Source organism: Streptomyces sp. NPDC048584 (genome assembly GCF_043199595.1).
GTDB classification, from domain to species: domain Bacteria; phylum Actinomycetota; class Actinomycetes; order Streptomycetales; family Streptomycetaceae; genus Streptomyces; species Streptomyces edwardsiae.
On sequence record NZ_JBICWF010000013.1, the window covers coordinates 24,725 to 46,736 of the forward strand.

Here is a 22,012-nt window from a genome sequence, read left to right on the forward strand (position 1 = left end):
GAACCAAGGGCGAGGAACGGCGGGCATGACCCGTACCACCGGCGCCCCACGGCCGGGGCCGACCGCCGTGGACAGCCGCGACGCGGGCCGACGGAAGCCCCCTCCCCCACACGAACGGAACCAAGGGCGAGGAACGGCGGGCATGACCCGTACCACCGGCGCCCCACGGCCGGGGCCGACCGCCGTGGACAGCCGCGACGCGGGCCGACGGAAACCCCCTCCCCCACACGAACGGGGCCGGAGGCGAGGGAAGGGCAGGCGTGCACCGCGGCACCGGCGCCCGTGGTCGCGCCACGGCGTGCGGCGCCGGTGCGCTTGGAAGCGGGTGGGCGGGGTTCCCACCCGGATCGCGTGTCACGCGGGTGTGAAGCGTTCCCAGACGCGGTGGGAGGCCAGCAGGGCGCGGACCTGGTCGAGGACGGCGGGCCCGGAGTCGGCGACCACGACGCCGGGGGCGTCGGAGGGGATACCCGCCGCTTCGAGGGCGGCTTCGCCACCCGCCCACGCGCCGATCGCCTTGCCGTGCCGGAACGCCTCGGTCAGCAGCTGCGCGACCCGCGGGTCGGCCGCCGTACGCCGCCCGGCGGCCGGCGCGCCCTTGCCGTCGCGCACGCCGGTCGCGTCGTCGCCCGGGGCCGGCGGCCCGGCCAGCAGTACGGCGTCGTACTCGACGGACCGCGCGGTGACATAGCTGCGCTGTACCGTCAGGGCCGGATCGCCCGAGCCGAGCGTGCCGGCCGTCGGCGCCACGACCAGCGGGACCATGCCCGCCTCGAGCACGGCGTCGCGTACCGCGTGGACCCCGTCGAGGTCGCCGTCCGGACCGGCGAGGATCCCGATGACGCGGCCGTCGACGGGCCAGGTCCCCCCGATCTGCGAGAGGGCGGGGCTCGGCGCCACGTCGGCGAGCGGCACGGTGGGCTCGGGCGCCGGCAGGCCGAGTCCCGCGGCGACACCGGCGCACAGCTCGGGGTCGATGTTGGCCAGCACCTGCAGCGTCCGCTCCCTGATGGCCTGCTCGTAGCACTTGCCCAGTTCGAAGGTGTAGGCGCCGATGATGTGCTCGCGCTCCACGGGGCTCATGCTGAGCCAGAACCGGCGTGGCTGGCTGAAGTGGTCCGCGAACGACTCCGGCGCCTCGCGCACCTTCGACGCCTCCGGGATGCGCACCGGCGCCTCGATGAACGCGCTCGTGTCCGCGCCGGCGGTGAACGGGCAGCCCCCGTCGAGGGAGTTGGGCCGATAGGGGGCCACGCCCCGGTGCACGGCGGTCTGGTGCATGCCGTCGCGCAGCATGTCGTTGACCGGTGCCTGCGGCCGGTTGATCGGCAGCTGTGGGAAGTTGGGGCCGCCCAGGCGGGTGATCTGGGTGTCCAGGTACGAGAAGAGCCGTCCCGCGAGCAGCGGATCGTCGGTGATGTCGATCCCGGGCACGAGGTGGCCGACATGGAAGGCGACCTGCTCCGTCTCGGCGAAGAAGTTGGACGGGTTGCGGTTGAGGGTCATCAGCCCGACCGGCCGCACCGGGGCGAGTTCCTCCGGCACGATGTTCGTCGGGTCCAGCAGGTCGATGCCCTCGAAGGTCTGCTCGGGGGTGTCGGGGAAGGTCTGGATGCCCAGCTCCCACTGCGGGTACGCGCCCGCCTCGATGGCGTCGGCGAGGTCCCGCCGGTGGAAGTCCGGGTCGACGCCGTTGATCGTGAGCGCCTCGTCCCACACCAGGGAGTGCACGCCCAGCTTGGGCTTCCAGTGGAACTTCACCAGGGTCGTGCCGCCCTCGGCGTTCACCAGCCGGAAGGTGTGGACGCCGAAGCCCTCCATCATGCGGTAGGAGCGCGGGATGCCGCGGTCGCCCATGAAGAAGATCGTGTGGTGGGTCGCCTCGGTGTGCAGGGAGACGAAGTCCCAGAACGTGTCGTGCGCGCTCTGTGCCTGCGGGATCTCCCTGTCCGGGTGCGGCTTCACGGCGTGGACGACATCGGGGAACTTGATGGCGTCCTGGATGAAGAAGACCGGGATGTTGTTGCCGACCAGGTCGAAGACGCCCTCGCTGGTGTAGAACTTCGTGGCGAAGCCGCGGGTGTCGCGCACGGTGTCCGCGGATCCCCGCGAGCCGACCACGGTGGAGAACCGTACGAACACCGGTGTCTCGACGTCCGCCGCGAGGAACCCGGCCTTGGTCACGGCGGCTGCCGTGCCGTAGCTCTGGAACACCCCGTGCGCGCCGGCGCCGCGCGCGTGGACCACGCGCTCCGGGATGCGCTCGTGGTCGAAGTGCATGACCTTCTCGCGCAGATGGTGGTCCTGGAGCAGTACGGGGCCGCGCGGGCCCACCTTGAGCGAGTGGTCGGTGTCGTACAGCCGGGTGCCCTGGGCGTTGGTCAGGTAGTTGCCGGACTGCGCCACCCTCGCCTGGTCGGCGCCGGTCGGCTGGCCGGTGGGCGACACGGTGGCCGGGCCGCTCTGGTCCGGCTTGGCCGGCAGCGGTTCACGGGGCCGGGTCGGCTCGGCCACGGTGGGCGGCTGGGGTCCGGGCCGGCCGGGAATGCCGTCGGACGGTGCCGATCCGTCGTCCCGCAGGCTTTCCGCGATCTTCTTCGCCGCCCGCTTGACGGGGTTGGCCTCGCTCATGGGTGACACTCCTCCGCTTCGGACCGGCCACGGTGGCCGTGCGTTCAGTTGCGACTGCGGGCGCCCCGACAGGGCATAGCACCTGAAAAGGGCAGCAGGCGCTGTCAACGTCTCACGTCGGCAGCACCCCCGCAGCGGGCGCCCCCCGAAGGGGTGAACCGCCCCGGCCGCGTACCCCGGGCCGGGCGGTCGAGGCATGCGGATTCGGCCCGGCGAGCCGCCCCGCGGCGGGCATCCGCTTCACCAATTCATGTCCGAGGGCTTGCCGGGGCGATGTCTCACCACTTAAATCAAAGCCTGAACTAAGCGGCCGCGCAGCCGTGTTCGTCCTCCGGCATGCCTACTCGCAGAGAGAGCCGCTGCACAGCGCCACCGGCCGGCCGGACGGTCCGGCCTGCGCGCACGCGGGCTCGCCCGCATCCCCACATCGCCCCAGCAGAAGGCTGACGCATGAGACAGATGAAGCACTCGAGCCGCCTCAGACGCGGAGCCCTGGGTACGGCGCTCGCCGCCACGGCGGCGCTCGTCACCCTGCCCGCCGCCCAGGCCCCGGCCGCCGCGGCCGAGACCCCGTTGTCCCAGGGCAGGACGGCCACCGCCTCCACGGCCGAGAACGCGGGCACGCCCGCGAGCGGCGCGGTGGACGGCGACACGGGCACCCGGTGGTCGTCGGCCGCGAGCGACGACCAGTGGCTCCAGGTCGACCTAGGCGCCACGGCGTCGGTCACCCGGGTCGTCCTGAACTGGGAGGCCGCCTACGGCAAGGACTACAAGATCCAGTTCTCCGGGAACGGCAGCAGCTGGACCGACGCCCGCACCGTGACCGGGAGCGACGGCGGCGTCGACACCGTGGATGTGTCGGGGCAGGCCCGCTACGTCCGTATGCAGGGCCTGGACCGGGCCACCGAGTGGGGCTACTCGCTGTGGGAGTTCCAGGTCTTCGGCACCACCGGCTCCAACCCGCCCGCCTCCTGCGGCACGGCCAACGCCGCCCAGGGCAGGCCGGCTTCGGCCTCGTCCACGGAGAACGCGGGCACCCCCGCCGCCGCCGCGTTCGACGGTGACGCCGGCACCCGCTGGTCGAGCCAGGCAGCCGACCCGCAGTGGGTGCGCGTCGACCTGGGCGCCGTACGCGATCTGTGCGGGGTGGACCTCGATTGGGAGGCCGCCTACGGCAAGGACTTCCGGATCGAGGCGTCCACCGACGGGCAGAACTGGAGCACCCTGAAGTCCGTCACCGGGGCGACCGGCGGCCGTGCCTCCTACGAGGTGAGCGGCTCGGGCCGCTATGTACGCGTCCTCGGCACGGCCCGCGGGACCGGCTACGGCTACTCCCTGTGGGAGGTCGCCGTGCACACCACGTCCGACGACGGCGGCACCGGTCCGATCGAGGGCGGCGGCGATCTGGGTCCGAACGTCATCGTCGTGGACCCGTCGACGCCGAACCTGCAGCAGAAGTTCGACCAGGTCTTCGCGCAGCAGGAGAGCAACCAGTTCGGCAGCGGCCGCTACCAGTTCCTGCTGAAGCCGGGCGCGTACAACAACATCAACGCCCAACTCGGTTTCTACACCTCGGTCTCGGGCCTCGGACTCAACCCCGACGACGTGCAGATCAACGGTGACCTCACCGTGGACGCCGGCTGGTTCAACGGCAACGCCACGCAGAACTTCTGGCGTTCGGCGGAGAACCTCGCCATCAACCCCGTGAACGGCACCGACCGCTGGGCGGTCGCGCAGGCCGCTCCGTTCCGCCGGATCCACGTCAAGGGCGGCCTCAACCTCGCCCCGAACGGCTACGGCTGGGCCTCCGGCGGCTATATCGCCGACTCGAAGATCGACGGCACCGTCGGCCCGTACTCCCAGCAGCAGTGGTACACGCGCGACAGTTCCGTCGGCGGCTGGACCAACGGCGTGTGGAACATGACGTTCACGGGTGTCCAGGGCGCTCCGGCGAGCAACTTCGAGACCGGCCCGTACACCACGTTCGACACCACGCCCATCTCCCGTGAGAAGCCGTTCCTCTACCTGGACGGCAATCAGTACAAGGTGTTCGTGCCCGCCAAGCGCACCAACGCGCGCGGTGTCTCCTGGCCCGCCAACACGGGTGGTACGTCCCTTCCGCTCGACCGGTTCTACGTGGTGAAGCCCGGCGCGACGGCGGCGACCATCAACGCCGCGCTCGACCAGGGCCTCAACCTGCTGTTCACACCCGGTGTCTACCATCTGGACCGGACCATCGAGGTCGACCGCGCCAACACGGTCGTGCTCGGCCTCGGCCTGGCGACGATCATCCCGGACAACGGGGTCGACGCCATGCACGTGGCGGACGTCGACGGTGTCCGGCTGGCCGGCTTCCTGATCGACGCCGGCCCGGTCAACTCGGACACGCTGCTGCGGATCGGCGAGCCCGGCTCCGCCGCGGACCACGCCGCCAACCCGACCACCATGCAGGACGTGTTCGTCCGTATCGGCGGTGCCGGTCCGGGGCGTGCCACCGACTCCGTGGTCGTCAACAGCGACGACGTGATCATCGACCACACCTGGATCTGGCGTGCCGACCACGGCGAGGGCGTCGGCTGGGAGACCAACCGCGCCGACTACGGACTGCGCGTCAACGGCGACGACGTCCTCACCACGGGTCTCTTCGTCGAACACTTCAACAAGTACGACGTGTTCTGGAGCGGCGAACGCGGCCGCACGATCTTCTTCCAGAACGAGAAGGCGTACGACGCCCCCAACGAGGCCGCCATCACCCATGACGGCATCGTCGGCTACGCGTCCTACAAGGTCGCCGACTCGGTGAACGTCCACGAGGCATGGGCGCTGGGCAGTTACTGCAACTACACGTCCGACGACACCATCGTGCAGCACCACGGATTCCAGGTGCCGGTGAAGCCCGGTATCAAGATGCGGAATCTGCAGGTGATCTCGCTCGGCGGCAAGGGGCAGTACCGCCACGTCATCAACGACACGGGCGCCCCGACGTCGGGGACGGACACCGTCCCGTCCAAGGTCACCCAGTTCCCCTGAGCGTGACGGCGTCCCGCGCCGGATTCAGAACAGCCGCCCCTGCTCCTCGGGGGCGGTCCGGCGCGGGACACGACGCGGCCCCGGCCGTCGTACGGGGGTCTCCTCCCCGAACAGCGGCGCCGTACCGTACTCGTCCGGCTCGGCCGGCACCACGACGGGGCCGGTTCCCACACTGAGGAACAGCGGAGCGTCGAGATCGAAGTCCCCGGGCGTCATGTCCGCCCAGTCGCGCTCCCGACGCTCACTCACCGACGCTCCGCTCCCCGTCCATCCGGCCAGGCTATCGGTCGTGCGCCGCCGCGCGGACGACACGTCGGACCGCCGCCGTCCGGCGAGGAGACGTAGGTCACATCCGCGTTCCGGTCACATCCGCCGGAGCTCCTCCGTCAGTGCGGTGTATCCACGACAGCCGACCAAGGAGCTCCCCATGGAAGCGCGTCTCGACTTCTTCTCCAACCCCCTCGCGGCCAAGGTGCTGAAGCACATCAACTCCGCGGGCAGAGCGGTGACGGACGCCGGTCTGCCGCACACCACCCTGGAGCTGGTGAAGATCCGCGCCAGCCAGATCAACGGCTGCGGCTTCTGCACCGACATGCACACCAAGGACGCCGCCGCGGCCGGGGAGACCGCGGTCCGGCTCAACCTCGTCGCCGCCTGGCGGGAGGCCACCGTCTTCACGGAGGCCGAGCGCGCGGCGCTGGAGCTGACGGAGCAGGGCACCCGGCTCGCCGACGCGTCCGGCGGGGTGAGTGACGACGCCTGGACCGACGCCGCCAAGCACTACGACGAGGACCAGCTCGTCGCCCTGATCTCGATGATCGCCGTCATCAACGCCTACAACCGCATCAACGTCATCAACCGCCAGCCCGCCGGCGCCTACCGGCCGGGCCAGTTCGGCTGACGGAACCGTTTCGGCCCATGACGAGGGGGCGCGCCCGCGAAGCGGACGCGCCCCCTCGTCATATACGGGTGTCAGGCCCCGGTGCGCTTCGGCAGCCGCCAGCCGGGACGTACGAAGTGGCAGGTGTAGCCGTCCGGGTAGCGCTGCAGATAGTCCTGGTGCTCCGGCTCGGCCTCCCAGAAGGGTCCGGCCGCGGTCACCTCGGTCACGACCTTGCCCGGCCACAGCCCCGACGCGTCGACGTCGGCGATGGTGTCCTCGGCGACGCGCTTCTGCTCGTCGTCGAGGTAGAAGATCGCGGAGCGGTAGCTCGTGCCGATGTCGTTGCCCTGCCGGTTCTTCGTGCTCGGGTCGTGGATCTGGAAGAAGTACTCCAGGATCGTGCGGTAGTCGGTGACGGCCGGGTCGTAGGTGATCTCGATCGCCTCGGCGTGCGTGCCGTGGTTGCGGTAGGTCGCGTTCGGCACGTCGCCGCCGCTGTAGCCCACCCGCGTGGTCAGCACACCCGGGAACGTGCGGATCAGCTCTTCCATGCCCCAGAAGCAGCCGCCGGCGAGCAGCGCCCTCTCCTCGTTCCTCGTCATCTCGAATGTCGCCCTTCTCCCACATGCCCTACGGCTTCCACCAGTGAGAACCCCACCGGCTCCCCCATTGTTCCGGTCACGCCGCCGTCGGCGTACGGCGGGCCGCACAGTCTGCCCGTCATGCTCGCCGCTCGCGGAGCACGGGGATGCGGGACTCCCCGCGGGTCGGCGGGTGAGGGGGCGGGCCGGGGGGATCTTGGGGGATCCTTCGCGCACCGGGCGTGGGGCGGTGCTAGAAATGGGGCATGGCCGGTTTCCTGGGCCGCCTTCGCCCGGTGGTGACCGCGCGTCCCCTCGCCCACCAGGTGTTCGCCCTGCAAGTGGTGATCGTGCTGTTCCTCGCGCTCGCCGCGGCGGCGGCCCTCGTACTGCAGGCGCGCGCCGACACCGAGCGGGAGGCCCGCAACAGGGCGCTCGCGGTGGCGCGGACCTTCGCCCAGGCGCCGGGAGTGCGGGCGGCGCTGGCGTCCGACGATCCCAGCGCGGTGCTGCAGCCTCGCGCGCAGGCGGCGCGCGCGGCCGCCGACGTGGACTTCATCGTCGTGATGACCACGGACGGCATCCGCTACACCCACCCCAATCCGGCCGAGATCGGCCGTCACTACATCGGCGCCATCGAGCCCGCCGCGCAGGGCGGTATCGTCCGGGAGACCGTCACGGGCACGCTCGGGCCGTCCACGCGGGCCGTGGTGCCGGTCACCGACCCGGACGGCACCGTGGCCGGGCTGGTCTCCGCCGGCATCACGCTCGAACGCGTGAGTGAGACCGCCAACCACCAGGTGCCGCTGCTGCTCGGCGCGACGGCCGCCGCCCTCGGTCTGTCGGTGCTGGGCACGGCCCTGGTCAGCCGCCGTCTGCGGCAGCAGACCCACGGGCTGGAGCCGGCCGAGATGACCCGGATGTATGAACATCACGACGCCGTGCTGCACGCCGTACGCGAGGGCGTGATCATCGTCGACGGTGAGGCCCGGCTGGCCCTGGCCAACGACGAGGCGCGCAGGCTGCTCGACCTCCCCGCGGACGCGGAGGGCCGTACGGCGGCCGGGGCCGGGGTCGACGCGGCCCTGGCCGGGCTGCTCGCCGAGGGCCGCCGGGCCACCGACGAGGTGTACGTCGCCCGGGGCCGGCTGCTGGCCGTGAGCCAGCGTCCGACCGACCGGGACGGCGGGCCCTCCGGGGCCGTCGCGACACTGCGGGACACCACCGAACTCCAGGCCCTGGAGGGCAGGGCCGATGTGGCGCGGCAGCGGCTGCGGCTGCTCTACGACGCGGGCCTGCGCATCGGCAGCCGGCTCGACGTGGTGCACACCTCGCAGGAGTTGGCGGACTTCGCCGTACCGCGGTTCGCCGACTTCGTCGCCGTGGAACTGGCGGAGGCCGTGCTGCGGGGTGAGGAGCCGTCGCAGCGGGACGCGGCGCTGTGCCGGGTCGCGTTCCGGGGTGTCCGGGACGACGTCCCGTTCCTGCCGGTCGGTGAGCTGATCCCGTACGGCCCCGCCACGCCGCAGGGCGCCGGTTTCCGCTCGGGCCGGCCGGTCCTGGAGGCCGACATGACGAGCTTCTCCGGGTGGCAGGAGCCGGCGCCCGAGCGCGCCCGGAAGGTCGTCGAGGCCGGGATCCACTCGATGGTCGCGGTGCCGCTGCGGGCACGCGGTGTCGTCCTGGGCGTGGTCACGTTCTGGCGTTCGCGCAAGCCGGGGCCGTTCGAGGAGGACGACGTGGCGCTGGGCGAGGAGCTGGCGGCCCGCGCGGCGGTCAGCATCGACAACGCCCGCCGCTACACCCGTGAGCACGCCATGGCGGGCACGCTGCAGCGCAGTCTGCTGCCGCGCGCGCTGCAGGAGCAGAACGCGCTGGACGTGGCGCACCGCTATCTGCCGGCGCAGGCGGGGCGCGGCGGGGTCGGCGGCGACTGGTTCGACGTCATCCCGCTGCCGGGCGCCCGGGTGGCGCTCGTGGTCGGCGACGTGGTCGGTCACGGGCTGCACGCGGCCGCGACCATGGGCCGGCTGCGTACGGCGGTGCACAACTTCTCCACTCTGGACCTGCCCCCGGACGAGTTGTTGTGGCACATGGACGAGCTGGTGACCCGGATCGACCAGGACGAGGGCGGGGACGGTGAGGCCGCGCAGGTCACGGGGGCGACGTGTCTGTACGTCATCTACGATCCGTCGACCCGCCGGTGCACGCTGGCCCGCGCCGGGCATCTTCAGCCGGCCGTCGTCGGTCCGGACGGCCGGGCCGGGTTCGTCGACGTGCCCGCGGGTCCGCCGCTCGGGCTGGGCGGGCTGCCGTTCGAGACCGCCGAGCTGCTGCTCGCGCCCGGCAGCAGCCTCGCGCTCTACACCGACGGCCTGGTGGAGGACCGCCACCGGGACATCGACGAGGGGCTGGAGCTGCTGCGGCGGGCCCTGGAGGGCGCCGGGAACCCGGACGAGGCCTGCGACACGGTGCTGCGGCGGCTGCTGCCGGAGCGGCCCCGCGACGACGTCGCGCTGCTGATCGCCCGCACGCGGGCGCTGGACGAGGACCACACCGCCGTGTGGGACGTGCCGTCCGATCCGTCCGCGGTGGCCTCGGTGCGCTCGGCGGTCACCCGGACGATGGCCGGGTGGGGGCTGGAGGAGGAAGCGCTCGTCACGGAGCTGATCATCAGTGAGCTGGTGACGAACGCGGTCCGGCACGCCTCGCCGCCGATCCGGGTACGGCTGATCCGGGACCGCGCCCTCATCTGCGAGGTGTCCGACGGCAGCAGCACGTCCCCGCATCTGCGCCGGGCGGCGATCACGGACGAGGGCGGCCGCGGACTGTTCCTCGTCGCCCAGTTCGCCGAACGCTGGGGCACGCGGTACACGGCGAACGGCAAGGTCATCTGGACGGAGCAGCCGCTGCCCGCCGGGGACGACGAGTGAGTCCGCACGACCCTGCCGACGGCCCGGGCCTGCTCAGGCGAGGAGTGAGATACGGGCCGTGATGCTCTTGCCGGCCGGCTCCTGCCGTACGTCCAGGGCCTGGGCGACGGCCATCACGATCTCCAGTCCGTGCTGGCCCACCCGTCCGGGGTCCGCGTCCCGGGCCACCGGGGGCGCGGGGTTGCCGTCCCGGACGATCACCTCGACGGCGTCGCCGGCGACCCGCAGGTCGAGGCCGACGGGGCCCGGCGCGTACTTGCGGGCGTTGGTGACGAGCTCGCTGACCACGAGCTGCGTGATCTCCACCGCGCGGGTCGACACCGGCAGGCCGTCCTCGGACCGGGCGCGGGCCAGGAACGCGGCGGCGAGATGTCGTGCCTGCGCTATCCACGTGCCGTCGTCGTCCAGGGCGTACGACGCCCGCAGCCGCGGTGCGCCTGGCACCGTGTCCCCCTCGTCGACTGGAACTGGTTCCATCCGGCCCGCCTTCACTCACCGATCACACCCGCGCGACTACCCGCATCGCTCCCCCGCACGCCACTGAAGTGTGACAGGTGCCTGTGACATCGGTGGGCCGTGGGCGGGGGGAAGCCGAACGCGGCACGACGGCCCCGCTTTTCACTAGAGTGATCCGGGCCAGTATCCGGCGATCCGTGAATCAGTGAGGTAATCGCGCATCATGCCGACCGAAACGTTTGAGTTCCAGGTTGAGGCCCGTCAGCTGCTCCAGCTGATGATCCACTCGGTCTACTCGAACAAGGACGTCTTCCTTCGTGAACTCGTCTCCAACGCCTCCGACGCGCTCGACAAGCTGCGTCTGGCCGCGCTGCGGGACGAGGCACCGGACGCCGACGTCTCCGATCTGCACATCGAGCTCGAGATCGACAAGGACGCCCGCACCCTCACGGTGCGGGACAACGGCGTCGGCATGTCGTACGACGAGGTCGGCCGGCTGATCGGCACGATCGCCAACTCGGGCACCGCCGAGTTCCTGCGGGAGTTGCGGGAGGCGCAGGACGGGGGCGGCGCGGAGGGGCTGATCGGCCAGTTCGGCGTCGGCTTCTACTCGGGGTTCATGGTCGCGGACGAGGTCACCCTGCTCACCCGGCGCGCGGGCGAGCCGAAGGGCACCCGGTGGTCGTCGCGGGGCGAGGGCACGTACACGCTGGAGGCCGTCGACGACGCCCCGCAGGGCACCTCCGTCGTGCTGCACCTCAAGCCGGCCGACCCCGAGAACCAGCTGCACGACTACGCCTCGGAGTGGACGGTCAGGGAGATCGTCAAGCGCTACTCGGACTTCATCACCTGGCCGATCCGTCTCGTCGGTGGGAGCGGCGACGACGGGGAGGCGGCCGAGCCGGAGACCCTGAACTCCATGAAGGCGCTGTGGGCGCGCTCGCGCGAGGAGGTGTCCGAGGAGGAGTACCACGAGCTGTACAAGCACATCGGCCACGACTGGCGCGAACCGCTGGAGACGATCCAGCTGCGGGCCGAGGGCACCTTCGAGTACCAGGCCCTGCTGTTCGTCCCGTCGCACGCCCCGCACGACCTGTTCCGGCGCGACTCCGGGCACGGACTGCAGCTGTATGTGAAGCGCGTCTTCATCATGGACGACTGCGAGGCCCTGCTGCCGCCGTATCTGCGCTTCGTCAAGGGCGTGGTCGACGCCCAGGACCTCTCGCTGAACGTGTCCCGCGAGATCCTCCAGCAGGACCGGCACATCCGGATGATGCAGCGCCGGCTCACCAAGAAGGTGCTGTCGTCGGTCAAGGACATGATGGCCGACGACACGGGACGGTACGCCACGTTCTGGCGGGAGTTCGGCGCCGTGCTGAAGGAGGGGCTGGTCACCGACCCGGACAACCGTGAGGCGCTCCTCGCGGTGACGTCGTTCGCGACCACGCACGGGGACGGCGGCACGGCCACGCTGAGGCAGTACGTGGAGCGGATGCCGGAGGGACAGGACGCCGTCTGGTACATCACCGGCGAGTCCCGGGAGAGCGTCGGCGACTCGCCGCACATGGAGGCGTTCCGCGAGCGCGGCATCGAGGTGCTGCTGCTCACCGACCCCGTCGACGAGGTGTGGGTCGACGCGGTGTCCGAGTACGAGGGCAGGCCGCTGCGGTCGATCGCCAAGGGCGAGGTCGACCTCGGCGCGCGGGAGGACGACCGCGGCAACGAGGAGCGGGAGAAGCAGGCCGAGGAGTACGCGGGTCTGCTCGGCTGGATGCGGGAGCGGCTGGCGGAGGACGTCAAGGAGGTGCGCCTGTCGACGCGGCTGACGGTGTCCCCGGCCTGTCTCGTCGCCGACGCGAACGATCTCACCCCGGCGCTGGAGAGCATGTACCGGGCCATGGGCCAGGAGGTGCCGGCCACCCGGCGCATCCTGGAACTCAACGCGGACCACGCGCTGGTCAAGGGCCTCAACAAGGCGTACGGGGAGCGCGAGGACCGTTCGGACCTCACCGATACCGCCGAGCTGCTGTACGCGCTGGCCGTGCTGGCGGAGGGCGGCCGCCCGAAGGATCCGGCGCGTCTCGTGCGGCTGATGGCGGACCGGCTGGAGCGCACCCTGTGACCCGGCGGTGCGCCCGGCCGTGATCAGACACCGGCCGGCTCGGCGGTCCGCGGCCTGCGGGCCGCCTCCCGCAGGCGCCGGCCGCGGCGGGTCGGGCCCCAGGGCTTGAGGACCGAGATCACCGTCATGAAGACATAGGCGGTGAGCGAGACGATCGGTCCCATCAGGACGTCGTTCCCGTCGGGCAGGGGGTGCCCGGCGGAGACGGCGGCCGCGGCCGCGCTCACGCCGGGCCGCAGCACGAGGGCCGTCGCGGTGGTGGTGGCCAGGGTCAGCCAGAACTTGGTCCACACCCAGCGGTGCCTCGCCAGCCCCCAGGGGGTACCGAGGGACAGCACGAGGCCGCTGCCGAGCGTGAGGAAGGCGACCGGCAGCAGGAGCCAGTCGGCGAAGAGCTTCATGGCCCGGACGGACACCTCCACCATGGCCGCGGACCCGGTGGTGCTGGCGGTGATGCCGAGGGCGAGCAGCCCGACGGTGAGTCCGAGCCAGCCGGCGGAGGCGACGGCATGGACGACGAGGTGGGCCCGGCGTGCGGGTCGGCTGAGTTTCACTCCCCCACGGTGCCGGGCCCGGGCCGTACGGACATCTGACGGCGGGAGTAACCCGGCGTACTGACGTCGGCGTACACGCCCTCGTGGACCGGTGGTTCAGCCGGTGAGGGTTAAGGTCTGGGCGGCCGAGCCGGTGCAGGGCTGCTGGGACAGGTGTGCCCCGTCGGCGGTGGAGGCGTTGTCGACGGTCAGGCACTTGCCGCTGTGCCGGGCGACGAACCGGTAGCGGCCGTCGGCGCCGGCGCTCTGTTGCCGGCCACGCTGGCCCCGGACCGGTTCACCGGCCGGGACGGCTGAATCCGATGTGCGCGCGCCTCGCGTCCGGTGGAGTCTGGGGATCATGCGGCGTGAGGACGTACCGGACGGCGGGGACGGCGAGGTGGAGGCGGTCCTGGACGAGCTGTACGCGCTGCCGCCGTCCGACTTCGTCGCCCGGCGCGAGGAACGGGCCGCCGCCGCGCGGACGGCCCGGCGGGCCGGCGACGCCCGCCGTATCCACGCGGCCCGCCGGCCGACGCTCGCCGCGTGGGCGGCGAACCTGCTGCGGCACTCGCGGCCGGACGAGGCCGGGCAGTTCCTGGAGCTGGGGCGGGCACTGCGGGAGGCGTACGCAGGGCTTGATCCCGGCGCGCTGAAGGAACTGTCCGCGCAGCGGCGGCGCATCGTCTCCGAACTGTCGCGGCAGGCGGCGCTGTTGGCACGGGAGGCCGGGCATCCGCTGTCGGGCTCGGCCCAGCGGGACGTGGAGACGACGCTGCGCGCGGTGCTCGCGGACCCGGAGGCCGCCCACCTGTGGGACACGGGCCGCACGGAGACCGCGCTCACGCCGCCGACGGGGTTCGGTGCGGAGACGGCCGGTGCGGCGCCGGCGCGGGGGGCGCCCCGCACGGAGACGGCCAGTACGAAGGCCCCGGCGCGGAGGGCGCCTCGCACGGACACAGCCAGTACGAAAACCCCGGCACACGGAACGCCCCGCACGGACACGACCGGCGCACGGACTCCCGCGCACGAGGCACCCGGCGCGGAGGAGGCGGGCGCCCCGGCCACGGCACGAAAGCCGACCCGCGCGAAGACCGACGGCGCACCGGCTCCGACTCCCTCTCGCAAGCCCTCCCGGACGCCGTCGGCCCGCTCCCGGCGGCACGATGAACTGGCCGAGCGGCGTGCCGAACGACAAAAGCGGCACGAGCACGCCCAGGAGGCGGCCCGGGCCGCCGAGGCACGCGTACGGGAGCTGCGCACGGAGCAGGATGAGGCCGGCGCCTCGCTGCAACGGGCACGTGAACGCCAACGGGAGGCCGGGGAACGGGTGTCGGCCGCGGAAGAACGACTCCGGGAGGCTCGTACGGAGTGGGAGCGGGCCGACCGGGAGCAACGGGAGGCCGGGCAACTGCACCGAACCGCCGCGCACGCCCTCGCCCGTGCCGCGCGGGAGGCGAAGGCGGCGGCCCGTGAGGCGGAGAAGGCGGCGAAAGCCGTGCGGTGACCCACCGGAAAAGGGCCCTGCATTGGCATAGACCTGACACGGTCAGGCTCGCTAAGCTCTGCCCACCCGGAAATGAGAGCGCTCTCAGACCGCGCAGTTCCACCCCCACCTTGCTGGAACGACGAAGGGCTCACCTTCCATGAGACGTACCAGACTCACGCATGCCGGCATAGCCGCCCTGCTCATGATCGGCAGCTGGACCGCGGCCGGCACGCTCCCCGCCTCGGCGCAGGACGCCCCCGACTCCCCCACCGCCCGCCCCGCCGGCTCCGCACCCGCCTCCGCGGGTCTGCTGGAGGCCATGCAGCGGGACTTCGGGCTGACCCGCACCGAGGCCGAGGACCGGCTGGCCGCCGAGCGCGACGCCACCGACCTCGCCCCGAAGGCGCGCAAGACCGCCGGATCCGCCTACGGCGGCGCCTGGTTCGACGCCAGGAGCGAGAAGCTGACGGTGGCCGTCACCGCGGACGCCGACACCGCGACGGTACGGTCCCTGCGCGCGTCCGGCGCCGCCGTCCGCACCGTCGAGCACACGGCCCGGCAGCTCGACGCCGCCAAGTCCCGGATCGACCGCCTCGACGCGCCCTCGGGCGTGAGCAGCTGGGCCGTCGACCCGACCGCCAACACGGTCGTCGTGAACGTGGTCGCCGGCGAGCGGGCTGACAACGATGTCCGCTCCTTTGTGGACAAGGCGCGCGAGGCCGGCCCGGTCACCGTGCGGACCGTGGCGGCCCAGGCCGAGACCTTCGCCGCCGGAACGGTCGGCGGCGACCCCTACTACACCGGCAACGTCCGCTGTTCCATCGGCTTCTCGGTGCACGGCGGCTTCGTCACCGCCGGGCACTGCGGCGGGGCCGGGCAGCAGGTCAGGGGCTGGGACGGCTCGTACATCGGCAACTTCCAGGGCTCCTCGTTCCCCGAGAACGACTACGCCTGGGTGAACGTGGGCAGCGGCTGGTGGACGGTGCCGGTGGTGCTCGGCTGGGGCACGGTCTCCGACCAGCTGGTGCGCGGCTCGGCGGAGGCTCCGGTCGGCGCCTCGATCTGCCGCTCCGGCTCCACGACCCACTGGCACTGCGGCAATGTGCTGGCCAAGAACGAGACGGTCAACTACAGCCAGGGCGCGGTCCGTCAGATGACGAAGACCAGCGTCTGCGCCGAGCCGGGCGACTCGGGCGGCTCGTTCATCAGCGGTGACCAGGCGCAGGGCGTCACCTCCGGCGGCTGGGGCAACTGCTCCGGCGGGGGCGAGACCTGGTTCCAGCCCATCAACGAGATCCTCAACCGTTACGGGCTGACGCTGCACACGGCCTGACGGGCCGACGGCCAGGAGCGGGCCCCGCCGGACGACCGGCGGGGTCCGCTCTCGTGCCCGCGCCACAAAAGTTACCCTGCCGTAACTTACTCACGGGTTACCGGCGGTAAGTAAGCGCTGCTAGTTTCCGGTTCACCTTCCTGGAGCAGAGCGAGGAGTGAGCCGTGAGCCGTATCAGCACCGTGCTGACCAGCGTCGTCGCCACGACCGCCTGTGTGTGCGTGTCGGCGCCGTCCGCCGCCGCGAGCGACCCCGTGGTGTCGCGGGGCGTCACCATCCCCGCCTTCTACACGCCGCCCGCCGAACTGCCCGCGGGCAACGGTGTGCTGGTCCGTCACGAGCCACTGCCGCTGGGGCTGGGCCTGCCGGGCCTGGACGGCCGTACCCTGCCCGGCACTGCGACCCGCCTGATGTACACGTCCACCGACTCGAACGGGCAGCCGGTCGCCGTCACCGGCGCCTACATCGAGCCGTCCGCCCGCTGGAAGGGCGACGGACCCCGGCCGCTGGTGGTCGTCGGCTCGGGGACCATGGGGCAGGGCGACCAGTGCGCGCCCTCCCTCGCCCTGCAGCACCCGCTCACCTTCAACGGGAGGACGGTGTCGCTGGCGTACGAGGATCTGGCGGTCTACCGGCTCCTGGCCACCGGGGCGGCCGTAGCCGTCACCGACTACGTCGGACTCGGCGCGACCGACCGGCTCCACACCTACGTCAACCGTGTGGACGAGGGGCACGCCATGCTGGACGCCGCCCGCGCCGCGCACTCGGTGCCGGGCGCTTCCGTGACCGGGGCGTCCCGGGTGGCCATGTACGGCTACAGCCAGGGCGGAGGCGCCAGCGCCGCCGCGGCCGAGTTGCAGCGCGCCTACGCGCCCGAGGTCCCGCTCGTCGGCACCTACAGCGGGGCGCCGCCCGCCGATCTGACCGAGGTGATGAAGGGCATCGAGGGCAGCGCCCTGGCCGGCGCGCTGGGCTGGTCGATCAACGGCTTCGCCCAGGAGGAGCCGGAGCTGCGCGCGGTCGTCGAGGAGAACATCAACGCCACCGGGCGGGCCGCCCTGGAGGACATCTCCACCACCTGCGTGGGCGACGCGATCCTCGGCTACGGCTTCACCAGGAGCACCAGGTGGACGAAGAGCGGCGAGTCCATCGCGGCGGTCATCGCCGGGGAGCCCGCCGCCCAGGCCGTACTCGACGAGCAGCGTCTCGGCACGACGCGGCCGACCGGGCCGGTCCGGCTGGTCACCGGGGTGCAGGACGACATCGTCCCGCACGCGCAGGCACGGCAGCTGGCGGTGGACTGGTGCGCCAAGGGCGGCGACGTCACCTACAAGGCGGTACGGCTGCCCAACCTGGGCGACAAGCTGCTCACGAACCACCTGGCGCCGCTTCTCACCGACCAGGGCGACGCGGTGGCGTGGCTGACTGACCGGCTGAAGGGCGAACCGGCGGTGTCGAACTGCCGCACCATGCCGGTCCAGCCCTGAAGCACCACCGGGAACGCCGCGAGCCCCGTCCCGGATGACCGGGACGGGGCTCGTGCGAGAGGAGCGCCGGGCAGGCCTTGCACCTGCATCTCCCCGCAGGAAGCGGGGCGTCTTTCCTTGGACCACCAACGCACGGTCGGACTCCGGGAGTTCCCGTCGCCTTGACCTGGGTCAACCATAGCGGTGATCGCCCCAGGAGTCACATCGGGTCACGACCGTCCCAGGAGTGCCCCGACGGGGGCTCCCTCGAAGTTCCTCTCGACCTGCGCCTTCTCCGCGGCGCTCGGGTAGGGGTTGGTGCACGAGAGGCCGGCGCTGGCACCCGACATCAGGTCGGAGCAGGGACCGGGCTTGCGGTCCGGCAGGCCCAGCATGTGGCCGAGCTCGTGGGCCGCGACACGGATCGCGTAGTAGCCCTGGTCCATGGCCTCGCGCCCGAGGTAGACCGTTCCGCCGCCCTGCGGGGAGGGGACGGAGCGCGGCCAGCCGTCGTCCGCCACGATCCGGACGTCGGCGGACTCCCCTGAGCCGGCCGGACGCAGTTCGACGGACTCGACGCTCTCGTTCCAGATCGCCGCGCCCCGGTCCACCGCGGCCTTGAACTCGCCGGCGCGGCTCGCGTCGTAGGTGATCACGTCGACGGCCACCTGGCGCGGGGCGGTGCCGGCGGACGGGACGGCCTCGGCGGGACCGTTCAGCAACGGTCCGGCCAGGACGAGAACCGCGGCCAGGCCGCCGGTCAGCGTACGGACCCTCATGGTCGACCTCCTTGTGGGGGGAGCGCGCGGTACTCACGCCGCCGCTTCCGCCTGCCCGCCGGCACGGACTCCATTCCGTCGTCGCGCCCGCCCGCCGATTCAGAAGCCGTACTGCTGAATGCCATGGAAGAGATCGGTTGGACTTCCCGATGACGCGGGGGCACTGTGGCGAGGAATCCACACCATCGCACGGGACACCCCCGCTCGCACCACCGGAGACCTGCCGATGAACCACATCGCCCGCCCCGAGCGCTACGACGGCACCATGCGCTATCGGCGTACCGGCCGCTCGGGACTCGACCTCCCGCTGCTGTCGCTGGGCTACTGGCACAACTTCGGCGACGACAAGCCGTTCGAGACGCAGCGCGAGATCGCCCTGCGCGCCTTCGACCTGGGCATCACCCACCACGATCTGGCGAACAACTACGGCCCGCCGTACGGCTCCGCCGAGATCAACTTCGGCCGGCTGATGCGCGGGGATCTGGCGCCGTACCGGGACGAGCTGGTGGTCTCCACCAAGGCCGGCTGGGACATGTGGCCCGGCCCTTACGGCCAGGGGGGTGGCTCGCGCAAGTACATGCTGGCGTCGCTGGACCAGTCCCTGCGGCGGACGGGCCTGGACTACGTCGACATCTTCTACTCGCACCGCCTGGACGCCACCACTCCGCTGGAGGAGACGATGGGCGCCCTCGACACGGCGGTACGGCAGGGCAAGGCGCTCTACGTCGGCATCTCCTCGTACGACGCCGAGCGCAGCCGGGAGGCCGTGGCCATCCTGCGGGACCTCGGGACGCCGCTGCTGATCCACCAGCCGTCGTACAACATGCTGAACCGCTGGATCGAGACGGACGGTCTGCTGGACGTGGCGCAGGAGGAGGGCTTCGGGGTCATCGGCTTCACCGCGCTCGCGCAGGGGATGCTGACCGGGCGCTACCTGGACGGCGTGCCGCGGGACTCGCGGGCGGCGGCGGGCAAGTCGTTCGACACCGGCTGGCTGACGGACGGGATGCTGCGCCGCCTGCGGGCCCTGAACGCCGTCGCGGCCCGGCGCGGGCAGACCCTCGCGCAGATGGCGCTGGCCTGGGCGCTGCGCGATCCGCGGGTGACCTCGCTGGTCGTCGGCGCGTCCCGCACGGAGCAGCTGGAGCAGAACGTCGCGGCGCTGGAGAACCTCGACTTCTCCGCCGAGGAGCTGGCCGAGATCGACGAACACGCCACCGAGGGCGGCGTCGACCTGTGGCGCGAGGCGCGTCTGGGCACGATGGGCTGAGCGTGCGCGGCGCCGCGGGTGTGCGTCGCCGGGAACGGGGGAACCGGGGTGTCCCATGCAGACCTTTCTGCCGTATCCCGGTTTCCGCGAGTCGGCGCTGGTCCTCGACCGGCGCCGGCTCGGCAAGCAGCGGGTCGAGGCGATCCAGGTGCTGCGCGGTCTGATCGTCCCCGGGTACGGGTGGCGCCGGCATCCGGCGGTGCGCATGTGGACCGGCTACGAGGAGGCCCTGGTGCGGTACGGCCTGGAGGTCTGCCGGGTCTGGCGGGAGCGGGGCCATCAGGACAGCTGCGCCGCCACGCTGGTCGCCGACCTCGCCGGAGTGCGGCCGGGGGCGCCGGTGCGCGGCCAGGAGGAGCTGGCCGAAGCCGGTGAGCTGCCGCCGTGGCTGGGCGACGAGGCGATGCACCGCAGTCATCGTTCGGCGCTGGTCCGCAAGGATCCGGAGGCCTACGGCGAGGTCTTCGCCGGGGAGCCGGACGATCTGCCGTATGTGTGGCCGTCGTCCGACCGCGATCCGGAGGCGGTCGGCGGCTGACGGCACTCACCCGGTGGCGAGTGCCGCCCATTCGCTCTCCGGGAGTCCCAGCAGCCGTTCCCTCTCCCCCGCGCCGGGCAGCGGTCCGTGGTCGCCCGTCACCTTGAGGGCGGAGACCGCGGTGAGGTGTCCGAGGCGCAGCGCGCGCGTCACCGTGGTGCCCCGGAGCAGCCCGGCGAGGAATCCGGCCGCGAACGCGTCACCGGCGCCCACGGGTTCCACCACCGCCGTCCGCAGTGCGGGCACCGTGTACGTGCGGTCGCCGGTGAGGGCGGTCGCGGCGCGGGCGCCGTCCTTGACGACGAGGACGCGCGGGCCGGGCAGCAGCGTCCGTACGTCCTCGGTGGTGAGGTCCGCGCCCCACAGGTCCTGTGCCTCGTCGAGGCCGACGAAGACGATGTCCGCGCGGTCCGCCAGTTCCCGGAGCAGGGGGGCGGCGGTTCCCTCGGGCCAGAGCGCGGCCCGGTGGTTCACGTCGAAGCCGATCGCGTACGGGCGGGCGCCGGCCGGTGCTTCGAGGGCCCGGGTGACCAGGGCGCGGCAGGACGCGGACAGGGCGGGGGTGATGCCGGTGAAGTGCAGCAGCCGGGCCGAGGACACCGGTTCCCGGTCCAGCAGGCCGGGGCCGAGCGCCGAGGCGGCCGAGCCGGCCCGGTGGTAGTGGACGCGGGTGCCGTCGGGGCCGGGGTCCTTCAGCATCAGCCCGGTGGGGCGGTGGGGATCGGTGTGGACGTACGACACGTCGACGCCGGCGGCGGAGACCGCGGCGCGGACGCGGCGGCCGAGGGGGTCGTCGCCGAGGGCGGAGAGCCATACGGCGGGGATGCCGTGGTCGGCCAGGTACATGGCCACGTTGGACTCGGCGCCGGCCACCGCGAGCCGCAGCCGTCCGGCGTGCTCCAGTGGTGCGGGCGGGTCGGGGGCGAGGGCCGCCATCGTCTCGCCGACACAGACCACACGTCCCTCGGCGGGCAGGAGAGCGGGGGTCATACCGGCTCCGCCGGGGAGGCCGACGGCCGGTAGGGGGCGGCGGGTGCGCCCGGTACGCCGACGCGGGTGCTGAAGAGGGCGCCGTCGTAAGGGCCGGGACGGCCGAGGCCCACGCGGGCCGAGGTGATGTGCAGTTCGTCGCCCGCGAGGCACACGCCCGCCGGCTGCCCCGCGGGGAGGCGCAGGACGCGGTCGAGGCGGCCGTCGGGGAGGTGGCGGCGGACGGTGCCGGTTCCCCAGACGGCGATCCACACCGCGCCCTCCTCGTCGACCGTCATGCCGTCGGGGCTGCCGTCGTCCACGGTGAGGAACACCTCGGGGGTGCCGAGCGCGGCCGTCGCGGGGTCGACCGGGTAGCGGCGGACGATCCCGCGCGCACTGTCGGCGAGGTACATGTGGCGGCCGTCGGGGGTGAAGGCGGGCCCGTTGGGCACGGTGATGCCGTCCAGGACCTGGTGGACCGTGCCGTCGTGGTCGACCCGGTACAGCGAACCGGCGCCGTCGTCGGCGTCGTGGCCCATGCTGCCCGCCCAGAAGCGGCCGGACGGGTCGGCGCAGGCGTCGTTCATCCGCATGCCGTCGCCCTCCGGGCACGCGAGCCGGTCGGTGGTGCCGTCGGGGGCGATCAGGCAGACGCCGGTGCCGGCCGCGGCGATCCAGTGCCCGGGCCGCCCTTCCACGGGCGCCACGGCACCCAGCGGCACGGTCAGCCGGAGCAGGGTCTCCAGGGGCGCGGCGGGATCGTCGGGGGCCGTGAGGAGACGCCCGGCGAGGAGGTCGACGAGGACCAGCCGGTCGCCGGTGAAACGGATGCCCTCGCCGAGTTCGAGACGGTCGGGGCGGGTGGGAAGGAGCTCGTCGGTGGTCGTGCGCGTCATCGTGCGGCCTCCGGTACGGACGGGTGCGGGGCGGCGCCGAGCCCGAACCGGGGGCGGTCCAGGCGGAGTTCGCTGGTCATCGGTTGGCCTCACGTACGGC

The 22,012-nt window shown here is 72.5% G+C and carries 17 protein-coding genes and 1 pseudogene; 9 read left to right on the forward strand and 9 right to left on the reverse strand.

The annotated features are described in order from the left end of the window. Positions 1 to 354: 354 nt before the first annotated feature. Positions 355 to 2,631, reverse strand: a complete 2,277-nt coding sequence (locus ACGFR9_RS26190; protein WP_393212718.1) for a catalase — start codon at positions 2,629 to 2,631, stop codon at positions 355 to 357. 450 nt (positions 2,632 to 3,081) lie between these two features. Here ACGFR9_RS26190 and ACGFR9_RS26195 point away from each other — a divergent pair, with 450 nt between their 5' ends. Beyond that, positions 3,082 to 5,661, forward strand: coding sequence for a discoidin domain-containing protein (locus tag ACGFR9_RS26195; protein WP_393212720.1), 2,580 nt, complete (start codon positions 3,082 to 3,084; stop codon positions 5,659 to 5,661). A gap of 24 nt (positions 5,662 to 5,685) precedes the next feature. Here the strand turns inward: ACGFR9_RS26195 and ACGFR9_RS26200 are convergent, their stop codons facing one another. Further along, positions 5,686 to 5,910 (reverse strand): hypothetical protein, encoded by a 225-nt coding sequence (locus ACGFR9_RS26200; RefSeq protein WP_393212722.1) that lies wholly within the window; start codon positions 5,908 to 5,910, stop codon positions 5,686 to 5,688. Positions 5,911 to 6,088: 178 nt separating this feature from the next. On the opposite strand from ACGFR9_RS26200, the gene ACGFR9_RS26205 reads away from it, so the two are divergent. Then, on the forward strand, positions 6,089 to 6,562 hold the full coding sequence (locus ACGFR9_RS26205) for a carboxymuconolactone decarboxylase family protein (RefSeq protein WP_393212724.1): 474 nt from the start codon (positions 6,089 to 6,091) through the stop codon (positions 6,560 to 6,562). Positions 6,563 to 6,633: 71 nt separating this feature from the next. Here the strand turns inward: ACGFR9_RS26205 and msrA are convergent, their stop codons facing one another. Next, positions 6,634 to 7,146: a peptide-methionine (S)-S-oxide reductase MsrA gene (msrA, locus tag ACGFR9_RS26210; protein WP_030218755.1), complete on the reverse strand. Its 513-nt coding sequence runs from the start codon at positions 7,144 to 7,146 to the stop codon at positions 6,634 to 6,636. 245 nt (positions 7,147 to 7,391) lie between these two features. On the opposite strand from msrA, the gene ACGFR9_RS26215 reads away from it, so the two are divergent. Beyond that, entirely contained in the window at positions 7,392 to 10,058 is a 2,667-nt protein-coding gene (locus ACGFR9_RS26215) for a SpoIIE family protein phosphatase (RefSeq protein ID WP_393212726.1), read from the forward strand. Positions 10,059 to 10,091: 33 nt separating this feature from the next. On the opposite strand, the gene ACGFR9_RS26220 is transcribed toward ACGFR9_RS26215, so the two are convergent. Then, positions 10,092 to 10,535 (reverse strand): ATP-binding protein, encoded by a 444-nt coding sequence (locus ACGFR9_RS26220; RefSeq protein ID WP_393212728.1) that lies wholly within the window; start codon positions 10,533 to 10,535, stop codon positions 10,092 to 10,094. Positions 10,536 to 10,737: 202 nt separating this feature from the next. Between ACGFR9_RS26220 and htpG the strand changes: the two genes are divergently transcribed. Further along, a complete protein-coding gene (gene htpG / locus ACGFR9_RS26225) occupies positions 10,738 to 12,636 on the forward strand; it encodes a molecular chaperone HtpG (RefSeq protein WP_393212730.1) in 1,899 nt (632 codons plus the stop codon). Positions 12,637 to 12,659: 23 nt separating this feature from the next. On the opposite strand, the gene ACGFR9_RS26230 is transcribed toward htpG, so the two are convergent. Together ACGFR9_RS26230 and ACGFR9_RS26235 are read right to left on the reverse strand one after the other, a co-directional pair. Next, positions 12,660 to 13,190 (reverse strand): DUF2269 domain-containing protein, encoded by a 531-nt coding sequence (locus tag ACGFR9_RS26230; RefSeq protein ID WP_393212732.1) that lies wholly within the window; start codon positions 13,188 to 13,190, stop codon positions 12,660 to 12,662. Positions 13,191 to 13,286: 96 nt separating this feature from the next. Further along, positions 13,287 to 13,424: pseudogene (locus ACGFR9_RS26235) on the reverse strand (RICIN domain-containing protein); the annotation flags it as partial. 106 nt (positions 13,425 to 13,530) lie between these two features. Here ACGFR9_RS26235 and ACGFR9_RS26240 point away from each other — a divergent pair. From ACGFR9_RS26240 to ACGFR9_RS26250, 3 genes are all read left to right on the forward strand, one after another. Beyond that, positions 13,531 to 14,676, forward strand: coding sequence for a hypothetical protein (locus ACGFR9_RS26240; RefSeq protein WP_393212734.1), 1,146 nt, complete (start codon positions 13,531 to 13,533; stop codon positions 14,674 to 14,676). A 139-nt stretch (positions 14,677 to 14,815) separates the two neighbouring features. Next, the gene (locus ACGFR9_RS26245; protein WP_393212735.1) at positions 14,816 to 15,991 is read left to right on the forward strand and encodes a S1 family peptidase; all 1,176 of its coding nucleotides are present in this window, start codon (positions 14,816 to 14,818) and stop codon (positions 15,989 to 15,991) included. Positions 15,992 to 16,155: 164 nt separating this feature from the next. Then, positions 16,156 to 17,478 carry a lipase family protein gene (locus tag ACGFR9_RS26250; protein WP_393212737.1) on the forward strand — a complete coding sequence of 441 codons (1,323 nt, stop codon included), beginning with the start codon at positions 16,156 to 16,158 and terminating at the stop codon, positions 17,476 to 17,478. A 209-nt stretch (positions 17,479 to 17,687) separates the two neighbouring features. On the opposite strand, the gene ACGFR9_RS26255 is transcribed toward ACGFR9_RS26250, so the two are convergent. Further along, on the reverse strand, positions 17,688 to 18,236 hold the full coding sequence (locus ACGFR9_RS26255) for a snapalysin family zinc-dependent metalloprotease (protein ID WP_393212739.1): 549 nt from the start codon (positions 18,234 to 18,236) through the stop codon (positions 17,688 to 17,690). A gap of 226 nt (positions 18,237 to 18,462) precedes the next feature. Between ACGFR9_RS26255 and mgrA the strand changes: the two genes are divergently transcribed. Both mgrA and ACGFR9_RS26265 read left to right on the forward strand, forming a co-directional pair. Further along, positions 18,463 to 19,506, forward strand: a complete 1,044-nt coding sequence (mgrA, locus tag ACGFR9_RS26260) for an L-glyceraldehyde 3-phosphate reductase (protein WP_393212741.1) — start codon at positions 18,463 to 18,465, stop codon at positions 19,504 to 19,506. A 55-nt stretch (positions 19,507 to 19,561) separates the two neighbouring features. Next, positions 19,562 to 20,044, forward strand: a complete 483-nt coding sequence (locus ACGFR9_RS26265; RefSeq protein ID WP_393212743.1) for an MSMEG_6728 family protein — start codon at positions 19,562 to 19,564, stop codon at positions 20,042 to 20,044. Between the two features lie 6 nt (positions 20,045 to 20,050). Here ACGFR9_RS26265 and ACGFR9_RS26270 read toward each other — a convergent pair whose 3' ends face one another. Beyond that, entirely contained in the window at positions 20,051 to 21,034 is a 984-nt protein-coding gene (locus ACGFR9_RS26270) for a sugar kinase (RefSeq protein ID WP_393212745.1), read from the reverse strand. Next, positions 21,031 to 21,912: an SMP-30/gluconolactonase/LRE family protein gene (locus ACGFR9_RS26275; protein ID WP_393212747.1), complete on the reverse strand. Its 882-nt coding sequence runs from the start codon at positions 21,910 to 21,912 to the stop codon at positions 21,031 to 21,033. Before ACGFR9_RS26275 ends, ACGFR9_RS26270 begins: the two co-directional genes overlap by 4 nt. Positions 21,913 to 22,012: the final 100 nt, after the last annotated feature.

Bases quoted from the DNA above. Each gene is read 5' to 3' on its own strand.
- mgrA (WP_393212741.1), top strand. From the start codon at position 18,463: ATGAACCACATCGCCCGCCCCGAGCGCTACGACGGCACCATGCGCTAT.
- msrA (WP_030218755.1), bottom strand. From the start codon at position 7,146: ATGACGAGGAACGAGGAGAGGGCGCTGCTCGCCGGCGGCTGCTTCTGG.
- ACGFR9_RS26245 (WP_393212735.1), top strand. From the start codon at position 14,816: ATGAGACGTACCAGACTCACGCATGCCGGCATAGCCGCCCTGCTCATG.
- ACGFR9_RS26270 (WP_393212745.1), bottom strand. From the start codon at position 21,034: ATGACCCCCGCTCTCCTGCCCGCCGAGGGACGTGTGGTCTGTGTCGGC.
- ACGFR9_RS26275 (WP_393212747.1), bottom strand. From the start codon at position 21,912: ATGACGCGCACGACCACCGACGAGCTCCTTCCCACCCGCCCCGACCGT.
- ACGFR9_RS26205 (WP_393212724.1), top strand. From the start codon at position 6,089: ATGGAAGCGCGTCTCGACTTCTTCTCCAACCCCCTCGCGGCCAAGGTG.
- ACGFR9_RS26220 (WP_393212728.1), bottom strand. From the start codon at position 10,535: ATGGAACCAGTTCCAGTCGACGAGGGGGACACGGTGCCAGGCGCACCG.
- htpG (WP_393212730.1), top strand. From the start codon at position 10,738: ATGCCGACCGAAACGTTTGAGTTCCAGGTTGAGGCCCGTCAGCTGCTC.
- ACGFR9_RS26255 (WP_393212739.1), bottom strand. From the start codon at position 18,236: ATGAGGGTCCGTACGCTGACCGGCGGCCTGGCCGCGGTTCTCGTCCTG.
- ACGFR9_RS26240 (WP_393212734.1), top strand. From the start codon at position 13,531: ATGCGGCGTGAGGACGTACCGGACGGCGGGGACGGCGAGGTGGAGGCG.
- ACGFR9_RS26265 (WP_393212743.1), top strand. From the start codon at position 19,562: ATGCAGACCTTTCTGCCGTATCCCGGTTTCCGCGAGTCGGCGCTGGTC.
- ACGFR9_RS26190 (WP_393212718.1), bottom strand. From the start codon at position 2,631: ATGAGCGAGGCCAACCCCGTCAAGCGGGCGGCGAAGAAGATCGCGGAA.
- ACGFR9_RS26195 (WP_393212720.1), top strand. From the start codon at position 3,082: ATGAGACAGATGAAGCACTCGAGCCGCCTCAGACGCGGAGCCCTGGGT.
- ACGFR9_RS26215 (WP_393212726.1), top strand. From the start codon at position 7,392: ATGGCCGGTTTCCTGGGCCGCCTTCGCCCGGTGGTGACCGCGCGTCCC.